Source organism: Phormidium pseudopriestleyi FRX01 (genome assembly GCF_017313335.1).
Classification (GTDB): Bacteria; Cyanobacteriota; Cyanobacteriia; order Cyanobacteriales; family Laspinemataceae; genus Laspinema; species Laspinema pseudopriestleyi.
On sequence record NZ_JAFLQW010000182.1, the window covers coordinates 1 to 10,908 of the forward strand.

The window sequence follows — 10,908 nt, forward strand, 5'->3', positions numbered from 1 at the left end:
GCCTGTCCTGAGCCCTGAGCCCCGCCGAAGCCTGTCCTGAGCCCTGAGCCCCGCCGAAGGGTCGAAGGGCCGAAGGGGGTCGAAGGGGGTTTGGGGTGAGGGCTGTACCTTGTGGACATGAGAAACGCTATATATAGCAATCCTTGCGTGCCGTTGTGGAAGACGTCGGCGGCCCCCAACCGACGGCGGCCCAGAACGGGAGAGGGGAGAAGACAGATGTTATAAATCCTGCAAGGAATGCTATATGATATCATCACTCTAGTCTAAAGTCATATAGCGGTTCGGTGGACTCATTCGCGTACAGACAGTTAAAGGAGTGCGTAAAGCCTGAGCCCGGGCTTCGCTGTGCGGCGTAGCGTGTACGCGCGAGCCCAAACATCTTGCTCGCACTCCCAAGATGTACGCGAATAACGGTGGTCACCGCTATAATCTGGTTTTTCGTCAGTCGATTGATTGATGAAAACCTGTTCTTGTGATTATTTTCTGGTCCTGTTGAGGTCTAGTTTCTCACTTTGAGAACGGGCTGAAGTGCGATCGCCACTCAATTTGACCTCATCCATTCCCAAACCAACGGTGCAACTTCGTTGTCTCTCTTGTTGGATCTGCGCTGTAGTTACATAATCAAAATCAAACCCAGATAGAGAATAAATTTTCTCGTCAGACTGTGTAACTACACCACAAATTCAGCCTAATTTAGTTAAAATCCAGGGTTAATCCAATGATTCGTATTGAATCATTGGACCTGATTAATTGACTTTTTACAAACCTACTCAAGACCAAAATGTAACACTTATGCCACCTAAAAAAGGATTATCAAAATCAACGACCAATGCTAAGTCTGCGCGAGTCGCGCTCTATTGGGATTGTCAAAATGTCAAAATTAGTCCAGAACGAGCCGATTTTTTGGTAGAGTTTTCAGCAAAACAGGGAGAATTGGCACTGTGCCATGCTTACTCTAATTGGAAACATGAAAGCCGGTCTCATGCCAAATATTTGACTGACCTTGGATTTAAACAAGTTGATGTTCCTTCGAGGCAAAGAAATAGTGTAGACCACAAGTTAATCGTCGATTGTGTCAATTATGCCGTGGAACCGGACTCGGCAGAAATTTTTATTATTGTATCGGGAGATGGAGATTTCACGAGTTTAGGTCATGTTTTAAAAAGCCGACAAAAGAAGGTGATTGTTTTTGGGCAACGGGGGGGATTCAGTCCAGATCTTCTGGATGTTGCTGATGAATCTCATATTATCGAAAGTTTGGATGATGTCCCCAGGTTGCCTGCTTTTCGCGACCCTGCTTTACTGAATTTGGCTTTAATTCATCGGTCTTATGCGAATGAACATCCCGATGTGGTTCAGAATAATGAAACTCTGGAGTTTTTAGGAGATTCGGTTTTGAATTTTCTGAGTACCCATTTTCTTTACCAGCTACATCCGGATTTGAATGAATCCCAATTGACTCGATTGCGATCGGCTTTGGTGGATGAAACCCAACTCGCCGATTTTGCCAATTATTTGGAGGTGGGTAAAAAAATGAAGTTGGGGAAAGGTGCAATTAAAGATAAAGCTCGCAAAAATGATTCGTTGTTGAGTGATACGTTTGAAGCGATTATTGGGGCATATTTTCTGGATTCAGGGATTGAGGCGGTTCGCAATTTTGTAGAACCTTTATTTGAATCGGCGGCGGAAGGTCTGCTCGATCGCAAGTTGACGGCTGAATCTAGTATTCTTTTAGATGCCAAAAATCGCTTTCAAGAATGGGTGCAAGGAAATCTCGGTCCGACTCAACCCAAATATGAAATGATCGCCCAATCCGGACCGGATCATGCACCGGATTTTACTGTGGAGGTCAAGGTGGGAAATCAAGTGTATGGGGTTGGCAAAGGACGCAATAAAAAAGAAGCGGAAAAACGGGCTGCTGAGTTAGCCTTAAAACAGGTTGGCGCACTATAGCCTTGCACATCGTTATCAGATCCGCTACATTTTTTTGGAGTGCGAGCATCTTGCTCGCTAAGGAACAATAGCGAGCAAGATGCTCGCACTCCTGATGGCGGATGCGTACCTGATGAGTGCAGTAGGGCGCAAGATGCTCGCACTCCTGCGGCAAGAAAGCGGGTTTCGGAGATCAGTCTTGCACCTTAAACGATATCAGGTTTCTGGAACCGGGTTTCTGAAACCCTTTTGCTGGTTCATTGCCTTAGTGCGATCGCCGTCGCAGAACGTCTAACAACTTATGAAAATAATCTGGCAAGGGGGCGATCGCCTGAATGGTTTCCCCGGTTTCGGGATGTTCTAGGGTCAGACTCCAGGCGTGTAATGCTTGTCCCGGCAGATTCACCCCGAGCGATCGCCCACTGGAATACACCGGATCACCGACAATCGGATGTCCGATATAGGCACTGTGGAGGCGGATTTGATGAGTCCGTCCGGTTTCGAGTTGAAAATGAATTAATGTATAATTCCCCAAGCGTTCTTTAATCTGCCAATGAGTTACCGCCTGTCGCCCGCCTTTTTCCACCGGGACGATCGCCATTTTCTTGCGATCGTTGGGATGTCTGGCGATCGGTGCATCGATAGTTCCGCTTTCCGTTTTTGGGACTCCATAAATAATCCCAAGATAGTCGCGACGGGCAGTTTTAGCTTGAATTTGACCTTGTAAATGTTGATGAGCGTGATCGGTTTTGGCGACGACGATCGCCCCACTGGTATCTTTATCCAAGCGATGAACAATCCCCGGACGCTGTACACCACCAATCCCGGACAAGTTCTCACAGTGCGCTAACAAGGCATTGACTAAGGTATCATCGGAATGTCCCGGTGCCGGATGAACCACTAAACCAGCAGGTTTATTGATGACAATCAGACAGTCATCTTCATAGAGAATATTTAAGGGAATGTCAGTTGCACTGATTTCCAAGGGTTCTGCTGGGGGAATCTCGATGCAGAGGCGATCGCCCGTTTCCACCCTAATCTTTTTCGAGGTGCAAACCTGCCCGTTGACTTTTACGCAATTTTGTGATATCAATTGTTGTATTCGTGACCGGGACAGGTCCTGTAAGTGGGACGCCAAATAACGATCGAGGCGATCGGTCACCTCATTGACTTCTAAATTAATTTCTTTAATTGCCATCATTCCAGGTTAATTCCCTTTCTGTCTGTGGTTGCCATAGCATTCCTGACGGGGGGGCTCAAACCACTCAGAGTAGGTAACCATCTGTGGAATTTCTCCCCGTCTGGAAAACCCCTGATGTGAATTAATACTAAAATAAGAGAAGTCAGGCAGACAGCAGTGCTGTCTACCTGACTTAAGCTGAGGGCGAACGACCGGAATTGAACCGGCGAATGGTGGAATCACAATCCACTGCCTTAACCACTTGGCTACGCTCGCCACCACGTTTTTGACTATAACACACCCTTGTTGATTTGATCTACCCTTTTTCAAAAAAAAATCAAAATTTTTGAAAAATTGCAGGAAAGGGGTGCTGAACTCAGGAGGGGAACGGGGAAGTCTAAACAAAGAAATGGGTACGTTGAATTCCGATGAAAAAAATAAATGCGATCGCGGCAATCACAGGTACAGTATTGGTCGGGTTGGGTGTAGCAATGGCGGTTACCAACCCAGGTCCGGAGTCTTATCACGACTATGCCAGTCAACGACTGATGGAGTATGCCCAAGAAAATGCCTGTGACAGATTACCCATTGCCAAGGGGTCCTGTGTTGCAGCAATTGGATCCGTCCAGAGTGACATTGAGGACATCATCCGCCGCAATACTCAGCGACAAAACTTTGTATTGTGGAGCGTTTATAAAACTGACTTGTCTTTGCCCCTGCCCTTAATTCCCGCTTATCAGTTTGAAACTGTAGGGGCTTTCCAGAGCTTCTACACCTACGAATATAAGAAACAGTAGCAGAATTGGAGGTAAATCTATCAAGACCATGTTATACCGGGAATGACACCCTATGGCGTCTAAACTTTACCTGATCGCGCCCTGGTCAAAGTCATGAGCTACTGCGTTATTCCCGGATGCGTCCAACCCCAAAATCCTGAGTCGGCAAAAACTTGCCAAAGCTGTGGCAGTAAATTAATCCTGAAAGCTCGCTACCGACCGATTCAGGCCCTAGGACAGGGGGGATTTGGTAGGACCTTTTTGGCGGTGGATGAAGATATCCCTTCTAAACCCAAATGTGTCGTCAAGCAACTGTTTTTTCAGCAAGGGGAAACCCAGCACATCCAGAAGGTGAAAGACCTCTTTTATCACGAGGCAGTGCGCTTAGACGATCTCGGACATCATCCCCAAATCCCCTCCCTCCTGGCCCATTTTGAGCAAAATCAAGGACTGTATCTGGTTCAGGAGTTTATCGAGGGACCGACTCTCTCCTCGGAACTGAAGCAAAAGGGTGCTTATCAGGAAGCCGAAATCCGAGAACTGCTGAATGATTTACTCCCGGTCCTAACGTTTATTCACGATCGCCAGATTGTCCACCGAGATATCAAACCGCCTAATATCATTCGCCGCATCAGAAGCGATCGCCCCTCTTTCACGGAGCATCAAGGGGGGCAAATTGTGCTAATTGATTTTGGCATTGCCAAGCTGTTAAGTGCGACGGCGATGATGCAAACTGGGACAATTATCGGGTCTCCGGAGTATATGGCTCCCGAACAAACCCGAGGCAAGGTCGTTCCCGCCACGGATTTGTATAGCTTGGGGGTGACTTGCCTCCATTTATTCACGGGAATGTCTCCGGGTAATTTATATGATGCCAACGAGGACTGCTGGATTTGGCGGGATTTTGTCAGGGCAGATAAGCTGGTTAGTGCGGATTTAGGACAAATTTTGGATAAATTGGTGGAAAATGCTCTCACGAAGCGCTATCATTCGGCTGTGGAAGTGCTGCAAGACCTGAATTCGTCTCCCGCTGCCTCACTTGCGCGATCGCCCTCCCCGACCCCTCCTTTGAGGCGATCGACCATTCAGCCCAAAGCTACTCCAGTTACACCAAAGACAACAAGTTGGCGGGATGTTTTAAATCAGTTTTTCACGGGAATAGTCCCCTCTCCAATTCCAGTCCGTGAACCGAATATCCTCATCTCAACCGTTGGCATCGATTATGGTCACTTGCGAGATTTGCTCACCGCTAAAAAGTGGAAACAAGCAGATGAAGAAACTCGGACCTTGTTATGTCAGGCTGCCGGGAAATACCCGAGAGGTTATTTATTTGAAGACGATATTGCGAAAATGCCCTGTGAAGATTTGCAGATGATTGATTTGTTGTGGGTGAACTATAGTGATGCAAGGTTTGGATTTAGCATTCAATCGCGAATTTATGAAGGAGTCGGGAAAGATTATGGGGCACTTTGCGATCGCATTGGGTGGAAAACCTACAATCCATCGGTTCCCTACGAAGGCATTCAATTTAATTTGAAAGCGCCGATTGGTCATTTACCTTCCCGCAGTTGGTCCGCTGGTTCTAAATGGTGGAGACACGCTGGGGCGATCGCGGCTAAATTGGAACAGTGCGATCTACAGACGGGTGATTGTAGGCAAATCCCACCCAAACAAGGCACAATTTGAGTGAGAACGTTGTTTTGTCAGTCTGTTACAGACTCTATAGATCTCATGGCTCAATCGAATGCTCGTCCCCGCCTAGCTCAAATTTCGGTTCAAGAATTCGCCGATCGCCTTTCTAGTACACCATCCGGTTTGCAACTGATTGATGTCCGCGAACCCCACGAGGTGGAAATCGCGGCGATTCCAGAGTTTACAATCCTTCCCCTGAGCGAGTTTTCCCAATGGTCCGGGGAGATTTACAAGCACTTGGATCCGGAGAAGGAAACCTTGGTTTTATGCCATCACGGTATCAGATCGGCTCAGATGTGCCAGTGGTTACAAACCCAAGGGTTTACCCAGGTTAAAAATATTAGTGGCGGCATCGATGCCTATTCCCAACTGGTAGATCCCACTGTACCACGGTACTAATTTGCCCCCGGTTTCCTGGAGAGGGAGACTCCCTGACCGCTTTCAAGGGCGTTAATTTGATCAACGGAGGAACCCTGTCATGATAATTTGATGACATTTGCACCGAGTCCCGATCGCATACTTTGGATAAAACAATTTTGAAATTCCCCTCGGCTTATTTACTGGTTTCCCACGGCAGTCGCGATCCTCGTCCCGAAGTGGCGATGCAAGCGTTAGCCTGTTTATTGCGCGATCGCTTGCAGGAACAGCAGGGTCAGTCCAGTTTGCCAATGGTGGGAACGGCACAATTAGAATTGCATCCCTTGCCATTACATCAACAAATCACAGCATTTGCCGATCGCGCCCGTGCGGTAGGATGCGATCGGCTCCAAATCTTACCGCTCTTTCTCCTAGAAGGGGTTCATGTCATGGAAGATATTCCGGCAGAAATTGCCCAAGCTCACCCAATCTTGGGGACAACCATTCAGTTAGATTTACGCCCGCATTTAGGCAGTCAAATCAGCGGATTGAGGCACTTATTACAATCGGCAATTCAACTCGTTCAGGGAAGTAATTCCGGCGATCGACAGTGGATTGTCTTATCTCATGGTTCCCGGCGTCCTGGGAGTAATCAGGTAGTGGAAGACCTAGCAAACCGACTGCAAGCAATCCCCGCCTACTGGTCTATTTCTCCTAATTTAGAAGAAAGGATGGACGAGTTAATTCAAGCTGGATATCGGCATCTGGGTATTCTCCCGTATTTTCTATTTCCTGGGGGAATCACCGATGCGATCGGCCAAGTCGCCCGAGAACATTCTCAACGCCAACCGGAACTCCAGATCCAGTTAGCTGATCCCATCGGCGCAACGCCAGAATTAGCCGAATTAATCTTAGCCCTGACGGCTTAAATAAGAGACAAATTTTCCCTATTAATCAATTCAGAGGTCCCGATTCATGCCATCCATCGCAACTGAATCTATCCAAGCACTCGTAGCACCTGCGGTCATGATTTCATCGAGTTCTCTCTTTTTTTTGGGATTAAATGCTCGACACTCCTCCCTGTTGAGCCGAATTCGACTACTAACCGATGAACGCCGAAAACTCACCCGACAAATTAGCCATAATCAAGAAGTGGAACGCGAAGAAGAATTACGATTAATGAGTGTTAGAAGTCAACTTAAATTCTTACTCCGCCGCGCTAAATATGTTAGAAACTCAGTGTTTTGTAATATTATTGCTGCCACCTTATTCATTCTAAGTTCCTTGGCGATCGGGCTAGATTATTTATTAGAAAATCCAGTATCCCAGGATGTTCCTTTATCCCTCTTTGTCCTAGGAATGTTAATGTTTTTAGGAGGAGTGACCTTTACCGGAGTCGATGAACTCATTTCCTATTCCGTCATTCTCATGGAAATGAAAGATGAGCAAGACCCCAAATAGCTAAAGTCCTCCCCCCTTCAACTCCAGCCCCATCTTCCTTCAAAAACCTAACTTCGTAGTAACAACTTCAGTCGTTATCAAGCCAGAGAACGGAGTAAATTTTTCACCGTTTCAATCAACTCAGACGGATGAAAAGGCTTTGCCAAATAGGCATCTGCCCCTTGCTTAATCCCCCAATAGCGGTCAAACTGTTCCGCCTTGCTAGAACACATCAACACCGGAATATTTTGACCATTCGGAGTTTTTTTCAGCCACCGACACAAATCATACCCATTCATCCGAGGCATAATGATATCTAACACCACGATATCTGGAGGACTGTCTGTAATTTTTTGTTGAGCCTCGACCCCATCCCGGGCTTCAATCACCCTCATTCCGACATTTTGGAGGATAGATGAGAGCATTTCCCGCGCTGTAGCACTATCGTCCACAATCAATACCGTACTCATAATGACCTTTCTATATGCTGGGTTTCAAACCTTGACTGAATAGGAACGTGATCTATTTTATCTTACAAGTTTCCTCGAAGCAGAATTGATCAAGTGAGTTCCCCTGCACCCACCCCCACCATCTCCACTCTTTCCTTGAGAAGGAATTGCCACGAGAATTCTGGTTTCTCGCGAATACTGGAATAGTTAGATTGAGCACGAAGGGTTTGACGGAGGTGGGAAGCATCTCCCTTAAATCCCTTTTGAGCGGGGGAGTCGCTGCTTGAGAGTTTGCTCTATCCTCAAACCGGAATGGATTGAGGGTATGGGGATAAACTGGGCATCACGGGTGTAATATCATAGCATCTAAGTGGGGATAATCAACCGACTGACTGGCTGTTTTCTCTATTCTAAAAAAGCCGGGGAGAAATAGCATCCGGCAAAAGGCACAACTTCTTCTATGACAAAAGTGCGAAGGGAAACAATGACTTTTGTCATCATCTCCGGAGGTACTCACCCTTTTGCGGGTTGTAATGAGTCAACTCAAGTGCTTACCCGGGTTGAGAAAAACCGGAACGGCGACAGGGGGAATAGGGTGCTACATTGAGGAAGGGAGGGGAATATTTCTGGCGATCGCGACAATTGCGGGGGTGCGATCGCACCCCGAAAACCAAGATTTCATCGTAATATCGGCTAAATGCCAGTTTTCCGCCTACCCTCTTTGAAGTCCTTCGCCTCCAATCGAAGCGACGGGTTGTCGGATCACGGCTGATATCTGCATTTGTGAAGGGGTCCCAATGATTCGCATTTTATTGGTAGACGATCAGAATCTGATTCGTCGGGGGTTGATGGCATTGCTGGAAGCAGAAACGGATTTGAAGGTGGTGGGAGAGGCAGAAAATGGACAACTTGCGATCGCACAAGTGAACCATCTCCAACCCGATGTGGTGCTCATGGATATCTATATGCCGGTGATGGATGGGGTGCAGGCAACTCAGGCAATCTGTCAGCAATTTCCTGATGTGAAAGTCTTGGTCCTCACCACGGTGGATGATGATGAGTCTGTAGCAGAGGCACTGCGCGGGGGTGCGCGGGGATACTTACTCAAAGATACACCATCGGAAGAGTTAGCTCATGCAATTCGCACGGTTCACAAGGGCTATACTCAAATTGGACCCGGTTTAGTCACCAAAGTGATGGCGAAAGTCCAGACAAGGCCCCTTCGCAAACCGAATGTTCCCCTGGGATGGCAAGAATTGACCCCGAGGGAATTGGACGTGTTGCGGTTCATTGCCAAAGGTGCGAGTAATCGGGAAATTGCTCAGGAATTGTATATTACTGAGGGAACGGTGAAAAATCATGTGACTCATATTTTAAATCGCTTGAATTTGCGCGATCGCACTCAAGCGGCGATCGTTGCTCATGGGGTATTTTTTGAGGATAACTCGTAACTTAGCGCAGTTGCCAACGAACACCGAACTCTTGATCCAGTTACTGTTGATTATTTTGAAAGGAACAGACTGATTATGCAGGAGAATCATCACCCTGAAGAGACAACCCGAGAGTTAAAAGCAAACTTGCAATCCCATCTTGTCCAAGTTGTTCGCGATCGGGACCCTTACATTGCCACCGGCGGCTATTTCTATGTCCGAGAATACATCCGCCAACAGTTCCGACAGTATGGCATTGTAGAAACTCACTCGTTTGAAATCAGTGGCAGAACCCATGAAAACTTAGTGTTAGATATTCCCCGAGGCGATCGCCCCGGCAAACCCAAACCCCCCATCTTAATTGGCGCACATTATGACGCCGTACCCGGTTCCCCCGGTGCCGACGACAACGCCACCGGCATCGCCGTCTTACTAGAAATAGCCCGAACTTTCGCCACCGAAACCACTCGCTATCCCCTCCGCCTCATCGCCTTTGATATGGAAGAATATGGCTTATGTGGCAGTACCGCCTACGCCACCGAACTCGCCGCCAAACGAGAACCCCTCCGCCTCATGATTTCCCTAGAAATGCTAGGTTACTGTAATCCTCAACCCCATTCCCAACAGTATCCCCCAGGATTACAATATATCTACCCCAATCAGGGAAATTATATCGCCTTAATCGGCAATAATCCCACCCTAATCGACCTAATTAGAATCAGTCGAATTATCAAAAAAACTGGACTCCCTTGCCAATGGTTACCCGCAGGTAAAAAAGGCCACCTCGTCCCCGATACCCGACGCAGTGATCACGCTTCATTCTGGGATTTAGGATATCCAGCCATCATGATTACCGATACAGCAAACCTCAGAAATCCCCACTATCACCAACCCAGCGACACCATAGAAACCTTAGACTTAGACTTTTTAACTGGAGTTTGCCAGGGATTAATTGCCAGTATTCGCAAGTTGTAATCCATAACGTCTGTAAGATGAGATGGGGTTGGGTATCTTAAGATTTATGACAATCCAATTGTTTCAGATTATGTTATCATAGCCATTAATACAAAATCCGAGAAAGCCCCACCCTTTAGGGTGCGGGTTTTTACCAGATTCCGTATCAAACGGATAAATTAGGCCCATTTAATAGCTAGGAAGTTCTTATGGTAATGACTACCGAAACTGAACAGTTCACCCTAGACGATTTCATGAAAAATCCACCCGAAAACATGGAATGGGTGGATGAGAAACTGGTGGAAAAAACAGGAATGACACTCAGACATAGCGAAATTCAAGCAAACTTGGTTTGGTATTGGAGAACTTACATCAACCAATCGGGAAAAGGTGGGAAAGTTTATGTAGAAATGCCTTGCCGTACCCAAAAACAAGGACGCCGACCCGATGTTTCCTACCTGACCCCAGAACTGCTAGAACGCTATAGAAATGAGCCAACCTTACCTCAGAGTCCGCCGTTAGTGGCTGAGATTGCTTCTCCCACCGATGTGGCGGAGGAATTGTTAGCAAAAGCTCAAGAATATTTAGACTTTAACTGCCAAGAAGTCTGGCTAGTTTTCCCCGAAGGACGGCGAATTTTAATCCTGACAGGAAATCAGACCATCGCTTTTCAATCGGGCGATAGTGTTAGCACGCAA

The 10,908-nt window shown here is 47.1% G+C and carries 13 protein-coding genes and 1 tRNA gene; 11 read left to right on the forward strand and 3 right to left on the reverse strand.

Annotated features, from left to right (window positions below):
- Nucleotides 1–792: 792 nt before the first annotated feature.
- Both rnc and J0895_RS06535 read left to right on the forward strand, forming a co-directional pair.
- Entirely contained in the window at nt 793–1,953 is a 1,161-nt protein-coding gene (gene rnc / locus J0895_RS26695; RefSeq protein WP_207087301.1) for a ribonuclease III, read from the forward strand.
- 79 nt (nt 1,954–2,032) lie between these two features.
- Entirely contained in the window at nt 2,033–2,227 is a 195-nt protein-coding gene (locus J0895_RS06535; protein WP_207087302.1) for a hypothetical protein, read from the forward strand.
- Here the strand turns inward: J0895_RS06535 and J0895_RS06540 are convergent.
- Both J0895_RS06540 and J0895_RS06545 read right to left on the reverse strand, forming a co-directional pair.
- Entirely contained in the window at nt 2,198–3,130 is a 933-nt protein-coding gene (locus J0895_RS06540; RefSeq protein ID WP_207087312.1) for an RluA family pseudouridine synthase, read from the reverse strand. The genes J0895_RS06535 and J0895_RS06540 overlap by 30 nt on opposite strands.
- A gap of 185 nt (nt 3,131–3,315) precedes the next feature.
- Nucleotides 3,316–3,388 (reverse strand) — tRNA-His (locus tag J0895_RS06545).
- Between the two features lie 152 nt (nt 3,389–3,540).
- Here J0895_RS06545 and J0895_RS06550 point away from each other — a divergent pair.
- The 5 genes from J0895_RS06550 to J0895_RS06570 all read left to right on the forward strand — a co-directional run bounded on the left by J0895_RS06550 (nt 3,541) and on the right by J0895_RS06570 (nt 7,398).
- Nucleotides 3,541–3,909, forward strand: a complete 369-nt coding sequence (locus tag J0895_RS06550) for a DUF4359 domain-containing protein (RefSeq protein ID WP_207087303.1) — start codon at nt 3,541–3,543, stop codon at nt 3,907–3,909.
- A 93-nt stretch (nt 3,910–4,002) separates the two neighbouring features.
- The gene (locus J0895_RS06555; protein WP_207087304.1) at nt 4,003–5,574 is read left to right on the forward strand and encodes a serine/threonine-protein kinase; all 1,572 of its coding nucleotides are present in this window, start codon (nt 4,003–4,005) and stop codon (nt 5,572–5,574) included.
- A 45-nt stretch (nt 5,575–5,619) separates the two neighbouring features.
- Complete coding sequence (locus tag J0895_RS06560) at nt 5,620–5,979, forward strand: rhodanese-like domain-containing protein (RefSeq protein ID WP_207087305.1); 360 nt, start codon at nt 5,620–5,622, stop codon at nt 5,977–5,979.
- 122 nt (nt 5,980–6,101) lie between these two features.
- Nucleotides 6,102–6,866 (forward strand): sirohydrochlorin chelatase, encoded by a 765-nt coding sequence (locus J0895_RS06565; RefSeq protein WP_277989791.1) that lies wholly within the window; start codon nt 6,102–6,104, stop codon nt 6,864–6,866.
- A gap of 46 nt (nt 6,867–6,912) precedes the next feature.
- Nucleotides 6,913–7,398: a DUF2721 domain-containing protein gene (locus tag J0895_RS06570; protein WP_207087306.1), complete on the forward strand. Its 486-nt coding sequence runs from the start codon at nt 6,913–6,915 to the stop codon at nt 7,396–7,398.
- A gap of 77 nt (nt 7,399–7,475) precedes the next feature.
- Here the strand turns inward: J0895_RS06570 and J0895_RS06575 are convergent, their stop codons facing one another.
- A complete protein-coding gene (locus tag J0895_RS06575) occupies nt 7,476–7,847 on the reverse strand; it encodes a response regulator transcription factor (protein WP_207087307.1) in 372 nt (123 codons plus the stop codon).
- 470 nt (nt 7,848–8,317) lie between these two features.
- Between J0895_RS06575 and J0895_RS06580 the strand changes: the two genes are divergently transcribed.
- The 4 genes from J0895_RS06580 to J0895_RS06595 form a co-directional block, all read left to right on the forward strand.
- Nucleotides 8,318–8,551 (forward strand): hypothetical protein, encoded by a 234-nt coding sequence (locus J0895_RS06580; protein WP_207087308.1) that lies wholly within the window; start codon nt 8,318–8,320, stop codon nt 8,549–8,551.
- Nucleotides 8,552–8,623: 72 nt separating this feature from the next.
- Nucleotides 8,624–9,277: a response regulator gene (locus J0895_RS06585; RefSeq protein ID WP_207087309.1), complete on the forward strand. Its 654-nt coding sequence runs from the start codon at nt 8,624–8,626 to the stop codon at nt 9,275–9,277.
- Between the two features lie 75 nt (nt 9,278–9,352).
- Entirely contained in the window at nt 9,353–10,231 is an 879-nt protein-coding gene (locus J0895_RS06590) for a M20/M25/M40 family metallo-hydrolase (RefSeq protein WP_207087310.1), read from the forward strand.
- A gap of 194 nt (nt 10,232–10,425) precedes the next feature.
- Nucleotides 10,426–10,908, forward strand: a 483-nt coding sequence (locus J0895_RS06595) for a Uma2 family endonuclease (protein ID WP_340643469.1), incomplete at its 3' end; no start/stop codon positions are given.